The organism is Rhodococcus sp. P3_B8 (assembly GCF_056402775.1).
On the sequence record NZ_JBFUGT010000018.1, the window covers coordinates 60,464 to 79,078 of the forward strand.

12 protein-coding genes and 3 pseudogenes are annotated in these 18,615 nt (G+C 58.8%); 5 read left to right on the top strand and 10 right to left on the bottom strand.

All coding sequences use genetic code 11. The annotated features are described in order from the left end of the window. Positions 1-169: 169 nt before the first annotated feature. Positions 170-1,483, bottom strand: coding sequence for a tyramine oxidase subunit B (locus AC1D1G_RS10150; RefSeq protein ID WP_477951916.1), 1,314 nt, complete (start codon positions 1,481-1,483; stop codon positions 170-172). Here AC1D1G_RS10150 and AC1D1G_RS10155 point away from each other — a divergent pair. Then, positions 1,469-2,380 carry a LysR family transcriptional regulator gene (locus AC1D1G_RS10155; protein ID WP_477951917.1) on the top strand — a complete coding sequence of 304 codons (912 nt, stop codon included), beginning with the start codon at positions 1,469-1,471 and terminating at the stop codon, positions 2,378-2,380. The genes AC1D1G_RS10150 and AC1D1G_RS10155 overlap by 15 nt on opposite strands. A gap of 41 nt (positions 2,381-2,421) precedes the next feature. Here the strand turns inward: AC1D1G_RS10155 and AC1D1G_RS10160 are convergent. The 4 genes and pseudogenes from AC1D1G_RS10160 to AC1D1G_RS10175 all read right to left on the bottom strand — a co-directional run. Further along, positions 2,422-3,098, bottom strand: a pseudogene (locus AC1D1G_RS10160) (transposase); the annotation flags it as partial. Positions 3,099-3,274: 176 nt separating this feature from the next. After that, entirely contained in the window at positions 3,275-5,398 is a 2,124-nt protein-coding gene (locus AC1D1G_RS10165; protein ID WP_477951919.1) for an oxidoreductase, read from the bottom strand. Between the two features lie 273 nt (positions 5,399-5,671). Next, positions 5,672-7,168, bottom strand: a complete 1,497-nt coding sequence (locus AC1D1G_RS10170) for an aldehyde dehydrogenase family protein (protein WP_477951920.1) — start codon at positions 7,166-7,168, stop codon at positions 5,672-5,674. Positions 7,169-7,219: 51 nt separating this feature from the next. Next, complete coding sequence (locus AC1D1G_RS10175; RefSeq protein WP_477951922.1) at positions 7,220-8,605, bottom strand: aminotransferase family protein; 1,386 nt, start codon at positions 8,603-8,605, stop codon at positions 7,220-7,222. 373 nt (positions 8,606-8,978) lie between these two features. Between AC1D1G_RS10175 and AC1D1G_RS10180 the strand changes: the two genes are divergently transcribed. The 3 genes from AC1D1G_RS10180 to AC1D1G_RS10190 all read left to right on the top strand — a co-directional run bounded on the left by AC1D1G_RS10180 (position 8,979) and on the right by AC1D1G_RS10190 (position 10,001). Continuing rightward, entirely contained in the window at positions 8,979-9,302 is a 324-nt protein-coding gene (locus tag AC1D1G_RS10180; RefSeq protein WP_477951923.1) for a hypothetical protein, read from the top strand. 70 nt (positions 9,303-9,372) lie between these two features. Further along, the gene (locus tag AC1D1G_RS10185) at positions 9,373-9,801 is read left to right on the top strand and encodes a N,N-dimethylformamidase beta subunit family domain-containing protein (protein WP_477951934.1); all 429 of its coding nucleotides are present in this window, start codon (positions 9,373-9,375) and stop codon (positions 9,799-9,801) included. Continuing rightward, positions 9,735-10,001 (top strand): hypothetical protein, encoded by a 267-nt coding sequence (locus AC1D1G_RS10190; RefSeq protein ID WP_477951924.1) that lies wholly within the window; start codon positions 9,735-9,737, stop codon positions 9,999-10,001. The genes AC1D1G_RS10185 and AC1D1G_RS10190 overlap by 67 nt, the downstream gene beginning before the upstream one ends. Before the next feature lie 472 nt (positions 10,002-10,473). Here AC1D1G_RS10190 and AC1D1G_RS10195 read toward each other — a convergent pair whose 3' ends face one another. The 5 genes and pseudogenes from AC1D1G_RS10195 to AC1D1G_RS10215 form a co-directional block, all read right to left on the bottom strand. Further along, positions 10,474-11,220: an SDR family NAD(P)-dependent oxidoreductase gene (locus AC1D1G_RS10195; RefSeq protein WP_477951925.1), complete on the bottom strand. Its 747-nt coding sequence runs from the start codon at positions 11,218-11,220 to the stop codon at positions 10,474-10,476. A gap of 114 nt (positions 11,221-11,334) precedes the next feature. After that, positions 11,335-12,714 carry an NADP-dependent succinic semialdehyde dehydrogenase gene (locus AC1D1G_RS10200; protein WP_477951927.1) on the bottom strand — a complete coding sequence of 460 codons (1,380 nt, stop codon included), beginning with the start codon at positions 12,712-12,714 and terminating at the stop codon, positions 11,335-11,337. Between the two features lie 194 nt (positions 12,715-12,908). After that, the gene (locus AC1D1G_RS10205; protein ID WP_477951929.1) at positions 12,909-14,564 is read right to left on the bottom strand and encodes a PucR family transcriptional regulator; all 1,656 of its coding nucleotides are present in this window, start codon (positions 14,562-14,564) and stop codon (positions 12,909-12,911) included. 220 nt (positions 14,565-14,784) lie between these two features. Beyond that, a pseudogene (locus AC1D1G_RS10210) lies at positions 14,785-15,732 on the bottom strand (IS481 family transposase); the annotation flags it as partial. Positions 15,733-16,167: 435 nt separating this feature from the next. Continuing rightward, a pseudogene (locus AC1D1G_RS10215) lies at positions 16,168-16,550 on the bottom strand (IS110 family transposase); the annotation flags it as partial. Positions 16,551-16,779: 229 nt separating this feature from the next. On the opposite strand from AC1D1G_RS10215, the gene AC1D1G_RS10220 reads away from it, so the two are divergent. Continuing rightward, a complete protein-coding gene (locus tag AC1D1G_RS10220; protein WP_477951930.1) occupies positions 16,780-18,402 on the top strand; it encodes a flavin-containing monooxygenase in 1,623 nt (540 codons plus the stop codon). Positions 18,403-18,615 lie beyond the last annotated feature (213 nt).

Genomic DNA, 18,615 nt, shown 5'->3' on the forward strand with positions numbered 1-18,615 from the left:
AGCTGAGCGGAGTGGCTATGTCGGTGATGGGTCGACAGGGAAACGAATGAGCTCGATGGTCTGTGCGTGTTCCCGCTCGGAATGGGGCACTGCTGTCGATCTGAATCTGTCGAAACGCAGATCGCTTGCGGTCGTCTGTGATGCGCGACTTGGCGATTAGGTCGGCAGGTCAGTCCACGTAGGGCGACTCCCACAGGTTCAGTTCGGTGCCCACGCCCTTTTCTTGCGCAGTGCGGTAGATCTCGTATCCCCACGACAGGTCGAAGACCGACATCCCGCATGCGATGAACACGATGCGCTCGTCCTCGTCGCCGCGTCCGGGTGCGGTTCCGCGGATGACGGAGCCGAGATCGGCGAACTCGGTGAGGGGCGGTAGGACGGCGTCGTCGACCAGGCGGTAGAGCGGGCCACCGATGATGCCGTTGTACGCCGCCTGCTTGTCCGGAGACGCCACCGCTTCTTCGACGTAAGCCTCGTGCAGAGGTACGTGGTCGAGTACGACCCGGTTTTCTGTCCAGAACGCATCGTCCGGTGAGATCGGTCCCGAAATCAGGATGGTGGCGCCGACGGCGAACCACGAATTTTCTACGACCAGGGGCTTGACGCGAGAGGCGGCGACGCTGACGACATCGGCGGTCTGGACTGCAGTCTGTAGGTCGAGTTCAGCGACGGCTTCGACGCCGAACTCATTGCCCGCCCACTCTGCAAATCCGGTTGCTGTCTCCGCGAACAAGTCGTAGCAGTAGACCTTTTCCAGTTTCGGGAGCTGGCTGGCGATACCGCGCAGGCACGCGCGGTTGATCGGGCCGCAGCCGAGGATGGCAACGGTCCGCGAATCGGTACGGGCAAGATGTCGGGAGGCAACACCTGGAACCGCACCGGTACGCGCAGAGCTGAGCAGGTTGGCCGACATCAAAGCCAGCGGTTCGCCAGTGTCCTTGTCGTTGAGCATCAAGGTCAGCACTGAGCGCGGCAGGCCCTTGGCTGCGTTGGCGTGATTCGATCCGTACCACTTGTTGCCGCACACGTCGAACCGACCTCCCAAGTAGCCGGGCATCGCGACGAATCGGCGGTCGGGGCCGGCGACCGGCATGTTCGGGAACGAACTCGATTTAGGAAAGACCACGCCCATGCCGTGGCTATTGTGGTTCGGCCCGCCCATCAAGTAGTCACCCGCAGCGAGAAGCTCGAAAGTCTCTTGTGAGACGTCTACGCAACGCGCGGCATCGAGCACTCCGGCGGCGATGCAGTCGGGTTCGGACAGGTATAGAAAATTGGTCGCTTTTCCCATGCGGGGGACTCCTCGAAAGATGGTCGAGTCGGCGTTAGCAGCAATCCGACCAGTGGTCTGAGCGTCCCGAGACACCGTTGGCTCGGGACGCATCCAATCCTCATCGACTACCAGCGTTCGGTCCAGCGCACGTTTCTCGCCTATAATCATCGGTATCTTCGATTGGTTGGGGCTGAGATGCTGAATCTGCACCGCATGAGGTTGTTGGTCGAGCTGAGTCGACGTGGAACGATCGGACAGGTCGCCGAAGCGTTGTCGTTCAGCGCATCAACCGTCAGCCAACAGCTGGGCCAACTCGAAAACGAAGCAGGCGTACCGCTACTTGAACAGGTGGGTCGTCGAGTTCGGTTGACGAATGCAGGAGAGCTTCTAGTCCGTCACTCCGAGGGAATCCTCCAGCAGGTCGAGCGCGCCCAGGCTGCGCTGGCGGCGACCCGCTCGGATATCGTCGGAGAGGTCCGCGTCGCAACGTTTCAGACTGCCGCCCTGGCGTTGATTCCGAGAGTGCTGGAAGAGATGAATTTCCGACACCCGGATTTGACGCTGTATCTCACAGAAATACAACCGGATTCGGCCACTTCCGCGCTTCAAGCCCGCGAGTTCGACCTCATTCTTGGTGAGGAGTATCCAGGCTACGACCAACCACAGGTAACTGGCATTGACCGCAAGATGCTCTTCGAGGACCCAATGCGCATCTACGTCGCCGACAAATGGAAGCCCAACCGCGACCGCAAAGAACTTGCCGACTTCGCCGACGTTCCTTGGATCCTCGAACCGAAGGGTAAACCGGCCCGTGATTGGGCCGAAACTGCTTGCAGAGCCGCAGGTTTTGAGCCCCGCGTGCGATTTGAATCTGCTGACTTGATGGTTCTTGCCCGGCTCGCTGAGACCGGACACGGCGTCACACTACTACCCGATCTCGTGTGGGACGGCTATCGACCGCAAGCACAGTTCGTGTCCATAGCAACCAAGCCGGTCCGCAAGGTGTATACGGCGGTTCGGACCGGCGCGGAGGCTCGACCTGTGTTGGTCGAGCTCAGAAACATTCTCGTTTCCGTTTGCGATCGCCGCGCCGACACTGCGGTATAGCCCAATTGACCGCGCCTGAAAAATCCAGGACGATGCGAGGCTCGAGCAACTGCGGGTGACCGCTTCTCGCGCTCTAGAAATTCGGCCGGCACTGCGGGTATTCGGGTCTGGACCATGGCGACGGTATAGAGCGCGTTCTCGAGCTGTCGGTCGCCGTAGCGGGAGAGTCGGTGGCGGTCGGTGTCGGCGCTGGCGATCTGCACCGATGCCGAGCCGTTGTAGTTGGCGTAGGCCGCCGCGGTCGGGAAGCGATCGGGCCGGCCGGTGCGGCCGATCAGGCGGGCGGCGGTCACTGGTCCGATTCCGTCGATGTCGCGTAGACGGGTGCCGTGCTCGTCGAGCGCCTGGGACATGTGCTTCTGGTTCGCTGCGAGTTGGTTGTCAAGGCGGCGGATGTCGGCGATCAGATCTCCGCACAGGCCGACGCGAGTTCGGACGACCTCGCTGCGGGCACGGAAGCCCCGCAACAGGGTGGTGGCCGAGCCGCGGACAACGAGGTCGGTGCACCGCCGGCGAACAGCTGGCGCAGCAACGCGTGCAACTCATTGACGAGGCGAGTCCGACTGTTAGACATATTCGTTCGACGCTCGTCGAGCAGCGCCAGGATATCGGTCGGGCCCTCCGGGTCCACCGGTCGGGCGTCGCCCTGCAGGACGGCCACACAGACCGCTGCGGCGGCGTCGATGCGGTCGTTCTTCCGCCGGCCGCCGCGGGAGAGAGTCACCACTCATGGGACCACCTATTTGTAACTTTCGTCGTCGGTTCACCCTCGCGATCCACGTTTACATATCCAGCAACGACGAGAACCTGCCGAATCACCGACGGGGTTTGGTGGCTGCATCCAGTCCCGAGTCGGTCGGGCCATCAAACCGACTCGGGACGGACCTCATTCTGCTAAGAAGTCAATGCGCCTGGCCGAGTGCGCTTAAGTTGAAGTTCGACGAGGCGCTCTCGATGATATGGCAACGCAATAGCCGGGTTGGGCGAATCGATTTCACGTGCCAAACGGTGACCATCGAAAACCGCCTCTGCAATTATCCTCGGAGCCACGCAGTCTCCGATCTTGTAGACGGAATCGACGCCCTCTTCGAGCAACTGGCCCGACCCGATTTCATCCTGCAGAGTGCGATAGATGCTGGTGTTCGACACTCTCTGCGTTACGAGAACAACCGCATCCGACGGGTAGAACTGGAGGTCGTCTGAATCGGCATACGCCGAGTGGGCTTGTACCCCGTCCTCAACCAGGCTCACCGGTATCGTCGATGTCACAATCTTCACACCCTGTTTGTGTAGCTTACGCCGGAGGAAATTGGCCTCGAGCGTGTAGTTGGTATAGGGCGCGAGCTCGGACAGATGTGTCAACAACGTGACTTTTTTGCCGCGGGAAGAAAGTAGGTCGGCGAGTCCTGCCGCAACGTGGTAGCCATCCTGATCGATCACTGTGACATGACTGCCGGGTATTTCGCGACCGTGTGCCAGAATATCCTCTGGGGTGAAGACGTTCGGACCCTTCGAAGCAGTCAGACCGTTTCTGGTCACAGGGCCTAGCCCTACCTCGGACCAATGAGATCCGGTAGCCAGAATTACAATTCCGGCGCCATAGTCTGCGGCTTCTGCGGCCGAGAGCCGCGTGTTTGGAATGAACTCGACGTTTTTCAATTTTTCGAGCTGAACCATCCTGTAATCAGTGATTCGATTCCACTCGTTGAGTCCTGGTAGTTGGGTCAACCATCTAAGGTGACCACCCATTTCCGGCTCCGAGTCGACGAGGTGCACATTGCGCATTCCTCGTTCACCGAGAACTCGCGCACATTCCATACCGGCCGGACCAGCCCCGAGGATAAGCACATCAGATTCGGCGTTCGTGGCGCGGTCGAATCTTTCGGGATGCCACCCTCTTCTGTATTCCTCGCCGGCGGTCGCGTTCTGTGTGCAGATGATCGGTGGTCCACCGTGCTCGAACCGGGAGATGCAAATATTGCAACCGATGCATTCGCGGATGTCCTCCGGTCGGCCTTCTCTGATCTTAGCGGGAAGGAAAGGGTCGGCTATGGTGGGCCTTGCCGCGCCGACTATATCGACAACACCTTCTTTGATGATCTGCGCCATCGCACCCGGGTCGGTAAACCGTCCCACCGCCACAACAGGCTTACGCGTTGTCTCCTTGATGCGTTTGACATACTCCAGCGCGCGGCCAGATCTGAAGAATCGGGACGGCGTTGCGTCATCTCCCCAGTCGACACCACCCAGGTATACGTCCCATAGATCGACAATCTCGTCACAGTCCCGGATGAACGGCAAGACATCACGCTCGAGCAGGATCCCTTCGTCTCCTCGGAGAGAATCAGCGGAGAGTCGGACCGAGATCGCCATGTCAGAGCCAACTGCAGCGCGTACCTTTTCGATCACTTCACGCCACATACGTGCTCGGTTCTCGGGAGAGCCGCCATAGCTATCGGTGCGCTTGTTGTAGTACGGCGACAGGAACTGCTCGAGCAAGCCCTCATGGCCTCCGTACAGGCAAATTACGTCGAATCCAGCTTCTCTGGCGCGTAACGCTGCTTCGACATAGAAGCCTTGAACAATCTCGATGTCCGAGATGTCCATCTCCAGGGACGGTGCCATCGAGTACACATCGCTGACAATTTGCGACGGCGCCCGTGAAACCCCACGCGATTCCATGTTCAGGGGATTTACACCCCCGTACCACAGTTCGATACCTGCCAGAGATCCCTCTGCATGGACCATGTCGCACATGAGAGCAAGGTTCGCGACGTCGTCGTCGTCCCACAGACGGGCAAGAACGAATGGGAACTGATCGGCTTCTGGGTGGATCGAGCATTCTTCGGTGAAAATCAGACCCCACCCACCCTCCGCTTTCACTTTGCGATGATGCGCCTGGGAGCGAGGTTTGGTGGTCCCGAAGCTTGTACAGTGCGGAGTTTGCAAAAATCTGTTCGGTAGTGTTTTCGGGCCGATCGTGATGGGCTCGAACAGTATCGAGTGGCGCGGATCCATGTCAGTTCTCTACCTTTCTCGCGTGTGCGAGGAGTTCCGCCGGTGATGGGCTGGGCGGATATTCGTGCTGTGATAAGTCTGCGCCCTCACGGTCGGGCGAGCTTCACCCTTGATGTCACTGCGTTGTGGACCACGCAGACGATGGCGCGATGCCCGGTCGCTGATCCCAGAAGTTGATCTCGAGTGCTGCTGCCCGAAAGCAACTCTGCACGGCGGCCTAGCGGCCACCGTGCAGAGTCGTGGAACGATCGGTCTACCCGCGCGGTTGGCGAACTAGGCAAGATTGATGTACGTGGCCTTGAGCTGGGTCCAGTTGTCGAAGGCGTGGTGCGAATAGTCTCGCCCGATGCCCGATTCTTTGAAGCCACCATGGGGAAGTGTCACATCGAAAAGTTCATCACCGTTGACCAGTACAGCTCCGGCACGCAGTTCGCGGGCCATTCGGTGGGCCTTCTTGATGTCGTTCGTCCATACGGAGGCTGCGAGACCGTAGTTGGTATCGTTAGCGATGCGGAGTCCTTCTTCTTCGTCGCTGAAGGTGATGACGGACAAGACCGGCCCGAAAATTTCTTCCCGGGCAACGCGCATATCGTTGGTGACGTTCCTGAGAACCGTGGGCTCGATGTAAAACCCTCCGGTCTCCACGAGAGTGGCATTGCCGCCACTGACGACCTGTGCGCCCTCTTCACGACCTACATCGAGATAGCCGAGTACGCGGTCGTACTGAGCCTTGTCCACTACCGGTCCCATGACGGCGGCAGGATCGAACGGGTCGAGCGGCTGCCACCGCCCAGCCACTGTGCGGAGTTGGTCGATCACGGAGTCGGCGATCGACTCGTGCACGACCAGTCGCGAACTGGAGTCGCACATCTGACCGGTGTTTCCGAAAATTGCTTCCGCGGTCTTCACCGCGACCATCTCGTGGTCGCTGGCGTCGGCCAGGACCAAACTAGGCGATTTGCCGCCGAGTTCGAGCGACACCTTCTTCAGGTTCGACTCTGCCGCGTACTTCATGATCAACCGGCCAACCGAAGTCGAACCGGTGAACCCGAGCGCGTCGACGTCCATGTGTAGGGCAAGGGATTTGCCCGCGGTCTCTCCGAGTCCTGTGATCACATTGAGCACACCGTCCGGCAGACCGGCTTCCGTCGCCAATTCGGCCAGGCGGAGGGCAGCCAGAGGTGACTGTTCGGCTGGCTTCAAGACAACGGCGTTTCCGCTGGCCAGAGCTGGTGCCAGCTTTACGGATGGCATGAGCAACGGGAAATTCCACGGTGTCACAGCTGCGGCGACGCCGATCGGTTCACGGGTGATGGTCGCGTGTGCGTCCTGGCCGAGAGGCGCAACCTGTCCGTAAAGGTGGTCGACGGACTCGCCGAACCATTCGAAGACCTCAGCGCTGAATTCGACTTCCCACGTGGCGGCGGCGATGGGCTTGCCCATGTCAGCAGTGATAAGAGCCGCGATCTCGCTCTTGTGCTCGAGCATCAGTACCGACAACCGCTGCAGCACTCTCTTGCGCTCACGGGGACTACGGCGACGCCAGTCCGACGACTCGAACGCACGTCGAGCAGAGGCGACGGCACGATCGACGTCGGCCTCGGTGCATGATGCGATGGAGGGCAAGGGTTCGCCGTTGACCGGTGTCACACGTGCAAATGTCTCAGCACTGAGTGCATCCACAAACGCACCGTCGATGTAAGGCCTGTTCAACCGCTCGATCAGTGGGTGGCGCTGAACCACCGAATTCTCGGCTGCTTTAACTGACATTGGGAACCCTTTCGTTAATGCAAAAGCACAGTGTGATTGCGAACAAGAGTTTCAGATTCCCATCGAGGCGCGCGTCGCCTCGATGGACTCTGCGACTCGTTCGACGATCGCGTCGATGTCGTGATTTTCGATAGTCAGCGCTGGCAGGAATCCTATCGTACGGTTGTTGCGGTAGGACCTGACGAGCACCCGTCGGCGCACGAATTCTTCGTGTAGACGCACACCGAAATCGTCGCCGTACTCGTCCAGCTTCAGGTTGACTGCGACCATCATTCCTGTGGATCGTGCGGTGTCTTTGTCCAAGACCTGCTGGGTATCAGCAAGATTGGCGAGCTGCTGAGCAAAGTAACGACCACCGCGATCCGCTCGGCCAACGACATCCTCGCGTTCCATGATGTCGAATGTTGCGAGAGCCACCGCGCACGCTGCTGGGTGTCCACCGTTTGTCACCCCGTGGACGAACCTTTCTCCGCTCGCCGCCAGCGCATCCCGCACGCGTCCGGTGACGCCGACAACCGACAACGGGAAATAACCGGCGGTGATCGCCTTGGACATGGTGAGAATGTCTGGCGAGACATTCCATCGATCGATCGCGAACATCGAGCCTGCACGCCCGATACCGCACAAAACCTCGTCGGCGATCAACAAAATGTCGTAGCGATCGCAAATCGCTCGGATCTGCGGCCAGTAGTCGTCAGGAGGGCAGTACAAACCGTTCGGGGTGGAGATGGGTTCAGCCAAAAATGCCGCCACATTCTCGGGCCCGACGCGCAAGATCTCTTCTTCGAGCGCACTAGCAGACCCCGTACTGCCATTTGCGGGCTGTGATATGTGCGAGAAGCCGGAAAGCAACGGCCCGATGTTGGCCCACATAGCGGGATCTCCCGTCATGCTGGCACCGCCATAGCTCACGCCGTGATAGCTGTTCAGTCGCCCGATAATGTGAATCTTGTCAGGACGCCCGTTAGTGATATTGGCGAAACGGGCGATCTTGATGGCAGTTTCTACCGCATCTGATCCGCCGACACCGTAGAAGAACTGGTCGATACCGCTGGGTGTGATGTGCGCGAGTCGCTCGGCCAATTGGGACGCCCACACATGGCTACGGTTGTGGTAGAAGTGCGTACCGAAGGCGAGCGACTTGAGGGTAGATGCAGCGACGTCGGCTAGATCGTCGCGTCCATAACCAAGGCTGACGTTGGCTTGGCCGGCACATCCATCGAGCCACTCGTTCCCTTCCACGTCGACCAGGCGGATACCTTTGCCCGACTGGAATATGGGCCCAGGTGCAAGGTCACGATCGAGGCAAGTAAATCCGTGCATCACATGCTGACGGTCGTATTCAATCAGCTGCGTGGGTGCCGCGACTGGGACATTGACAGCACCGACACCATCTGCGTTGTCTGCATCGGCGAGGCGAGGGGAGGTTGCTTGCATGCTCTGAAGCATGGATTGTGGCTGCATTATGCGGCCAGGGGCAAGGTGTAGGAACTCGGAAACACCCGCATTACAGACTGTCTACGTCGGTTCGTCGAACTTCGGATGAAAGACTGTCGACCCCCGGAGTTGACACAACAGCCAGAAAGTGCCTCTCGATCTGACATGTCGTCTACGAGCCCGCAATCCAGCTAGTCGCAACGAGAGCTGGTGTTGTTCTCGATCCCCGACATTGCAAGCAGAGCCACTGACCGCGCCTTGTGGATGGCCCACCCGATTCATCCCTGTCACCGTTACGTATCGAATACGTCCAGGTGCCGAAGGTCGACAGGGTTTGCGGACCGAGATTTGATGAACCATGGAGTCGATTGCTATGAAGGTTGTCGGATATTCCGACCGGTTGAGCGTGCAGGGCGGTGAGGACATCACCTTCATGGTGAGTTCCGAGCACGGCGCGCCGTTCGACGCCGAGATCGTTCGGCTGATTCACGGAGACGCCCGGCCGGCTACCCCCGGGTTCAAGTCGCAGCTGATCGAAAGCTCGATCGAGGGCCGCTACACGGGCATTCAACAGGACCTTCGACCAGGATCGTACATTCAGATCCCGAAGCAATTAGATCTCAGTGACGTCGACGACCTCCGTGTAGATCTGTGGTTCTGGCCAACCACGCCCAATCAGGTTCTGCTCACGGCCTGAACGCCGACCTGTATCGTGGACTGGCTGCACGAGCATGGCGTCGACTTCGACGTAATGACGGACCGAAGATCTGCATCACGAGGGCAGAGCGATTCTCGATCCATACAACGTGGTGTTGACCGGCACGCATCCGGAATACTGGTCACTCGCAATGATCCGTTCCACGCAGGACTATTTGCAAAGCGGTGGCCGGATGATGTACCTCGGCGGCAATGGGATGTATTGGGTCACACAGCTGGACCCTCGGACAGGGGCAAGCGTAGAGATCCGTCGTCGCGGCCCGTCTACGCGGATGTGGGAGCCCGAACCCGGGGAGGCTCATCTGAGTGCCACCGGCGAACTCAGGGGGCTGTGGCTCACCGAGGTATTTCACCCCAGTCATGGCCCGGAGTGGGGTTCTTTGCAGAGACGTCAGGACCCGGCCGGCCCTACGTGCGCCAAACTGACTCTTTCGACGACGCCGCCCGATTCGTTTTTCGTGACATCGATGACGACGTGATCGGGGACATGCCGAACCTGATCCAGTCGTACGGGGCAGCGGGTTACGACTTCGACCATGCCGACCCCATGCTGGGCAACACCGACGAACACAATAATTCTTGCGACGGCGACTGGCTTTTCGGACGATGCGCAAGCGTGTTCCGAGGAAATTATGACCTCGGATTCGAATCAGAGCGGCTCGGTCAGCCCGTTGGTTAGGGACTGACAGGGTCTTGGTCGAGTATCCGAATGGTGGAGCCGTGTTCAGCACCGGATCGATTGCATGGAGCGGATGTTTGTCCCATAACAACTATCGGGACAGCGTTTCGACGATTACGCGCAACGTTCTCGATGCCTTCGCGCAAGACGGGGAAGACTACCGATCGTATGATGGAACGTGAGCTTGGAGATCGAGCGCACGCACCCGATGACCCCAAAGCGCGGGGCCGGCGCTCACCTCCACCACCGGCTGAAAGATCTGGGCATGTAACCGGTAGAAACGGTGCAAGTGCGGACTCTGCTGCCGACTCAGATGGTGCGATCGGCGGCTGGGCGGGAAGTTGCTCTCTCAGTCTCGGCGCGGCTCGACTGCGTACCCTCAATGTTCTATAGACCACCTTTGGGTGCACTGATTACTGAGATTGTCGTCACTCGATCAGCTCGCGATTGACCGAGTGACGACAATCTTCGTTCAGTATGTTTTTGCTGTTAACCCGTCGTCTACGATCATGGACGTTCCCGTCATTCCCCGAGCCTCGTCCGAGGCGAGAAATACGATTGCGGCCGCGACGTCGGCGGGCGCAAGGATGCGGTGTGTCGGATACAGCTTTTCCATCGCATCGCGCGCGGCGGCTGGGTTTGTAGCCGTATCGAAAAAATGCTCGAGCATCGGTGATTCGAAATCACCGGGACACACTGCATTGCATCGAATTCCCTCAGCGGCGTACGCGATCGCCGTGTCGCGCGTCAATCCGATGACACCCGACTTGGTTGCTACATAGCATGCGGTGTCGCCAGTGGCCGTGAACCCGGCTACCGACGCAGTGTTGATAATCGAGCCCCCGTGAGCTTCCTCTCGCATCGCCAGGACTGCATACTTGGTTCCCCAAAAAACTGAGGTGAGGTTTGCGGCAAGAGATGCAGTCCACTGATCGTTGGTCGTCTCGTGAATGGCAGCGCTAACCAAGTAGGCGGCATTGTTATGCATAATATCGATGCGTCCATACTCTGAACGACACCGGGCGATCATCTCTCTTATGTCGCCTTCGATGGTCACGTCGCCCTGATGGAAGATCGCCCGCCCGCCGCGGTCATTGATTGCTTGTACCGCACGGTTTCCTCGCTCGAGATCGCGGCCAACAGCAACAATGGATGCACCCTCTCGGGTCATTGCCTCCAAGGTGGCGAGCCCTAAACCACTCGTAGCCCCGGTGATCACTCCGGCTTTACCTGTCAATCGCATTACAGGCCTTATCTCTTAGGGCGGTCATCACTGATGTCCGCGCGATGTGAAGTCATTTACCCGATCTCTCCGGATTGCTTGATTGATCTACTACTTGACCCACACTGTCTTAGCATTGCAGAATGCGCGTAGTCCGTGATAAGAGAGCTCGCGGCCGTATCCGGAGCGTTTCGTACCTCCGAAGGGAAGCTCAGGGTATGAGGTTGTCATGCTATTGATGAACACTTGACCGGCGGCGATCTCCGAGATGAACCGGTCCTGTTCTGCTGTCGAACTGGTCCATGCCGATGCACCCAACCCAAACGGTGACGAGTTTGCAACGGCGATAGCGTCGTCGATGTCTGTGACGCGGTGCAGCATGGCAACTGGACCGAACACTTCCTCATCGTGAACACGCATCTCAGACGATACGTCTGCAATCACCGTTGGCGAGAAGTACCACCCATCCCGATCCAGAGAACGACCGCCGCACAGGATCGACGCGCCCTTCCCGACCGCATCGTCGACGAGCTCATTCACTTCGTCCCTTGCGTCCGCAGTAGCAAGCGGGCCCACATCGGTTGTTTCGTCCAACGGGTCCCCGACAGTCAGGGAAGACATAGCCTCGACGAAACGCGTCGTGAATTGATCGTAAACGGCGTCGTGTACCAGAAAGCGTTTCGCCGCGATGCAGGACTGCCCGTTGTTCTGAGTTCGCGCGGTGACCGCGGTCGCCACGGCCGACTCCATATCTGCCGTAGGCATCACAATGAACGGGTCGTTGCCACCGAGCTCGAGGACAGACGGTTTGATCTCATCACCGCATATCGACGCAACAGACCTGCCGGCCCACTCACTGCCGGTGATCGTCGCCGCAGCAACCCTAGGATCTCTCAGCACCCCCTCGACCTGAGCAGAAGATATCAGGAGCGACTGAAAACAACCCTCAGGGAAGCCGCTACGCTCGAATAGATTCTGAAGATAGATCGCGCACTGCGGAACATTCGACGCATGCTTCAGCAAGCCAACATTGCCGGCCATCAATGCCGGCGCAGCGAAACGCAGAACCTGCCAAAACGGATAGTTCCACGGCATGACGGCAAGCACCACTCCCACCGACTCGTACCTGGTAAACGCACGTGAGGCGCCGACCACACTCGCCCCCGCGGGGAGAGGTTCGTCAGCGAGCATGGCTTCTGCATTGTCAGCGTAGAAGCGAAGCCCTTTGACACACTTCAGTGCCTCACCTCGCGCAGAAGCCAGCGTCTTGCCCATCTCCAAGGTCATCAACCCAGCCACCTCGTCGACCTCGGCTTCTAGGAGATCGGCAGCCGTACGCATCCAGATCGCTCGTTGCTCGAAGCTGACGGTTCGGAACTGCTTCCACCGGGTATCAGCAACTCGAAGACGTTCTTGCACTTCTGATTCGGACATTGGCTCGAACGACTTGACCGTCTCGCCGGTAGCAGGGTTGATAGTTGCGATCGCCATAGTTCATCTGCCCTTTCTCGGTGACCGGGCCTCGCACTCAAAGATGTGCGAGTGACACCCGGTCTCTATCACCTGGCAACATTTCCTGGTGACGATCTTGAGAACAATGGACAGAATGTCAGTCAGTGGCTTCTATCGCCGACAGCTTGAATTGATGTGGCAGGTCGAGCACTAGATGAGCAGCGGCGCCTGCTTCAGTCCCAGACGTCATCCGTGAATTCCGGTAGTTGCCGCATGATGCGTAGAGCAAGATGAAGACCCAGTCGTATGTCCGGATCGGCGAGATCGACTCCGAGCAGAGATTCGATCCGTTCGACTCGGCTGTACAACGACTGGCGTTCGAGGTGCAACGCCCGGGCCGTTTCAGCTTTCCGACCGTTCAAACGAAGAAGCACTTGAAGCGTCTTGAACAGCTCGCTACGTCGTTGTCGGTCGTGATGCAGCAAGGTATCGAGCCGAAGGTGAGCAAATCTCGCGAGGTCTGGATTCTGTCGTAGGCTCCACAACAACCGGTCGAGGTCGAGATCCACCGCATCATGCCAGGCACGCGGTTGGCTCTGCATGGCCCCTTCCATAGCCTCGACGCTCAGAGTAAGTCCCTCGCCGGCCGCCTGCCACGTGTGCACTGCTGAACCAGCACAAATGACTGCACCGTTGGGCACGCCGATGTGCCGGTCTGCAGCCTCTTGCACGACATTCGCGAAGCGGTCGATCGCGGATTCCCTCTGAGCTACATCCTCCAAACCGAGCATCACTAAACTGATGTCATTCGATGGCGCTTGATCGATCATCGCGCTAATTCGACGGCCCTTCATCTCACTGTTGACGTCGTCCCAAATTTGTTTCCATAGTCGATCCTCTAAGCTCAACGGCCGAGAACGATGGTGGGCTGCGGCCCGAATCGCCAATGGTAACAAAACCGGGGCCGTAAAACCTAAAGTCGCTGCACGGGCTTCGGCTCGATATGGTGGCAACTCTCCGTGCATCAACGCCGTGAGAAACCCCCTCTGATTTCGAGCGGCGACGCTGTCCTGATGTTCGTCCCGCATTAGCACCAAGCTGACAATGCCCGCAGTTCGCTCAAGTGCCATCTCGTCCGCTTCGGTGAACGGACGATTCATGGACAGTGCGACGAGTCGTCCTGCCGAACGTTCTCCTACAGCGAGCATAGCCTCCAAAGCGGCTGGGGCAGAGCCTATTCTGCGAGTGAAACCTTCCCATGCCGCTGACACATCCCGCTCGGTCAGAGTATGCAGGGCTTGATATACGAAACCTCCATATTGCCTCTCGTAAATCACGGGGTTATGCACAGCCTCCGCAAGAATATCCAATATTTCAGGGATGCGTCCATTGGCAAGCGCCAGGTGCGTCAGGCGATCCTGTAGCTGATGCGCGCTATCGAGAAGATTGAGCTTGTAAGACACAATTTGACTATGAATGGCTTCGGTAATATCGATAAATGCCACTGGCAGATGCAAGGCGATCAAAGTCAATCCATGGTCGCGACAGGCGCCTACAACGCTCTTCGGAAGAGTGCGGTGACGAGGCCCCAACTCGATAACCAATGCGGCTACACCACGTTCGGAGAGCTCAGCGATCAGCCTTCGATCCTCTACCGCGCTACCGAACATTCGTCCTTCAGACAATAGCAATTCCCCGCCCCGAAGTACGGAAGCGATGTCTCTCACCTCGACGACGTGCACCCACCTGACTGGGCGGTCCAGGGCTTCTGCGCCTACCACGATCTCGGGAGCACCACCACGCAGAATCGGTAGTTCGAGCGCAGCACGAACTGTAAGCGTTCCCTCCCCGAGTGTTGCTTGCCCGACACCGTTGCTTGCTGAGTCCATGGTCGAATTATCCTCTTCACCCGCGTTGCGCGGCAGCGGCCCCCGTACTACCCACGAATCGTCGATCTGTAATCGCTACAGGCACGACCATGAGCCTCCAGGCCGGCGGAATGACTGCAAACCCATCGTTCGCGCAATTCGGATGACGCCCGGGTGCAACTGCGGACACGTCACCAGCTCGAACACCGATGCCCCACGCGAACGAGTTGTAATTCCTGGGGGCGTTGTGAACGCCGACGCGGTCGATAGGTGACTTGGCGCCGATTCCGGTGTGGGGTCGGTGGTGATTGTAGTGATGGAGCCAGGACTGGTAGGTCGCCGAGCGGGCATCGTCGGACCGATACGTCTCGGCGTAGGCCCACTCGGCGGCAAGAGTGCGGTTGAATCGTTCGACCTTCTCATTGGTCTGCGGGCGGTAGGGGCGGGTGTAGCGGTGCTTGACGTTGGGACCGAGCGCCGCGGCGAAACAGGATGAGCGGTAGCAGTATCCGGTTTCGGTCAACACCGCTCGCACCTCGATATGGTGGGCTGCGAAGAACGCTCGGGCCGTTCCCAGGACGCGGCGACGGTCTCCTTGCGTTCGTCGTGGTGTTCCTCCGAGTACGCCAACCGGGAATGGTCGTCGACCGCATGGCGGGTGGAGGCGTAGCCCAGGCCCTTCCTCTTGTTGTGACAGTTGCCGATGATCGCCCGAATTTGGTGCCCGTCACCGTCGGGAAAGCGGCCGAGCTTCTTGATGTCCACGTGCACGAGGTCACCGGGTGTGTCGTGTTCGTAGCGGTGGGCCGGTGGCCGGCGAACGGGAAGTCCGTTGGTCGAGATCGGTCAGCCGCGTCGTCCGATAGCGGCGCAGAACCGCTTCGACGGTGGATCGGGCCAGGTGCAGGTGGTAGCCGATGCGGTGTGGCCCCCAGCGGCGGGTGAACCGCAGCCCGACGATCCGCCGTTCGGTTCGCGACGCGGTGCGGTGCGGGCTGTGGTGTGGCCGGGAGGAGCGGTCTCGCATCGCCTCCTCGCCGCCGTCTCGATTCCGGTCGGCCCATTTCTTGGCTGTTGCCGGTGAGCATTGGAACCGTTCGGTGGCAGGGCGCAGCGGCCAATGTTCGTCGTCGACGAGTTGGGCGAGGGCCAAATCGGCCGCGGACAGGTAGGCGTTAGCGTGTGTCACGAGGGCCTCCGAGTGGTCGGTGGTGTGTGGTGATGACCACACCGATACCCGAGGCCGTCGCCTACTTCAGGCTCCCACACCGTGCACAACCTCCCTGGGAACTACAACTGATATGTAGAGATGTTTGTCATCCCTAATAAGAGCTACGGGTCACCAGTCGATGCTGGCGATTTGGCGTTTCGGCCTTCTATGTGGGCAGCGCAGAGTGAGGGTCAGCGTCAACGCGGAGCGCCCGGAGCGTAGGCGATGACGAACGGCGTTGACGATGACCCGAGCCGGCGCAGACTCAGTGGGAGGATGGTCGAGGTCAGCGCACGCGGGTGGCTATGTGGGGGTTGAGGATTTCCTTCTCCAACTGATGATGCATGGGTGTGGGTTAGAGCCGGGGGGTCTCGGCTACCGGTCATCCCTTCGCCCGGCGATGCGGGGCGGTGGTTCGCGGAGTTCACGCACCGGTGGCGGGGCGATCCAGGCTTCCGGTAGTCGGTTCATCCGCAGCGGGTCCGCCAGGTCACCGGCGTCACGCACGTCGTTCTTCACCCGTCGGTACCGAAATCCCTTGACAATCAATGGGTGTGCGCAGTGGACCGTGGCGCCCGCCGCTTCGAGTGCGTCGACGGTCCAGTACCAGCCGTACGTCGCCTCGAGCACTACCTCCGGGTTCGGGCCGGCCTTCTCGATCTGCAATCCCAACGCCATCGGATCGTTGATGATCCGTATCGCCGACAATTGTTCACCGTCCGCCGTCTGGCGGACGATCACCGACCGTTGCCGGTGCAGATCGATCCCGACGACCTGCTTCCGTCATACTCGCTCATAGGGGCCTCCTCGATCGTGTTGAAACCTTCCTCCCACCACAGTGTTTCCTGCACTGAAACCGCACAGCGCCACTTGATCACCGGGACCCTCCTGACGATGTACCTACGTTGAGAGGTCATTGTCTGACACAACGTCTCTGCCGAAACCGACTCCGAAGCGCCACCATGGCATAAAAGGATTGCTCACAGCGATCTATATACCCGCAAGAGCACTGGCGATAGGATAAAGATGGAAGATAGGCTGCAGGTCGATCGGAGTAACGACGAGACACGGGAGATCGATGTCGCGGTGGTGGGGGCAGGCATGGGTGGTCTATACGCCATCCGCCGGTTCACTGCCGACGGGCATTCTGTTCAAGGATTCGAAGCAGCCGACGATATCGGCGGCGTGTGGTTGCATAACGCGTATCCAGGAGCCCGAGTCGACATCGAGGCCTATTACTATTGCTTCTTCGACTCGGACATCTACCAGAAGTGGCAGTGGACCGAACGGTACCCGGCGCAACCTGAGATTCTGTCGTACCTACAGTTCTACGCGAACCACTACGACTTACGAAAAAGCTTCAAGTTCTCGACAGCCGTCGAAAGCTTGAAATGGATTCCTGCCGCACAGCGTTGGCGTCTCAGCGATTCTACAGGCGAAATCTTTCTGGCACGTCACGTAGTGATGGCAACTGGACAATTGTCCAAGTCTCGTGAGCTTCCTTTCGCCGGTGCCGCCGACTTCAAAGGCCAGTGGATCGAAACCTCACACTGGCCCAGAGAGAAGGTTGATCTTGCAGGCAAACGCGTAGCAGTTATCGGAACCGGATCGTCGGGTGCACAGGTAATCACAGCGATTGCTGGTGAAGTCGAATCTCTACATGTGTTTCAACGGACTCCGAACTATGTCGTGCCGTCGCAGAACGCGCCGATTGATGCGGTTAAATACGCCCGGTACGCCGAAGACACTTCCGCGTTGTGGAATGAAGTTACCAACACTTCAACAGCTTATCTGGCCCCGTTTGGGACGGTTCCAGCAACTGACATGAGCCCTGCCGAGCAGCAACAGCGTCTCGAAGACCAATGGGACTTCGGCGGCTTGTCGATGACGTTCGCTTTCCCCGACCAGCGAACAAGTTGGGATACGAACGGAATTGTCTCAGACTTCGTGCGGAACAAAGTCAAAACAGTCGTGAAAGACCAAAGCGTTGCCGCAGTGCTCGAACCGAAATACTATCCAATTGGAACCCGCCGTCTAGCGGTCTGCAACGGATACTATGAAACGTTCAATCGAGACAACGTCACACTTGTCGACTTGCGTCAAGAACAGATTGAAAAAGTCACGGAACGGGGTGTACTCACCGATACTCGCGAGTACGAGTTCGACATCATAATTTCGGCACTTGGCTTCGAAGCGTTCACCGGTCCTATCGATGCAATAGAAATAGAAAACGAGCAAGGCGAGCATCCGACGTCTTACTGGGTCGACGGACCTAACTGCTATCTTGGCTTGATGCTGAACGGCTTCCCGAATTTGCATATGTTGACCGGTCCCGGCAGTCCCTCTGTGCTAGTTAACTTCAATGTGCATAATGTCTTCCATGTGGATTTCGTCGCCGAACTGGTCAATTACATGTCCACGCACGGACACACTTCCGTCATGCCCACGGAAATCGCACAGAACGACTACCGTGAGTTCACCCAGCTGGCTTCGGATGGCCTGCTGCGGAAGGAAGTCGAAAACTACATGACTCACGTCAATCCCGACGGTTCCCGTTTCTTCATTCCCTATGCGGGCGGTTGGTCGAACTACGTAGACATCGTCCGCAAGATCGAAGAAACTCAGTACGAGGGCTTCGTGTTCGAATAGAACGCGCTGACCTCACTGTGCCCACGAGCGTTCGGCGGACCCGGGCCTCGTCGGTAGGCTACAGACGAACAGGTTGAGCACGAAAGGACAAACGCCGATCGGTGGTGGCAGTCAGACAAAGAGCATGACGTGCTCTTCGTGAATCATGCACCCACCGATCGGCGAACGTGTCGGCCCGCTACCAAGGTTTTGTAACCGTAAGTAGTCAAGGAC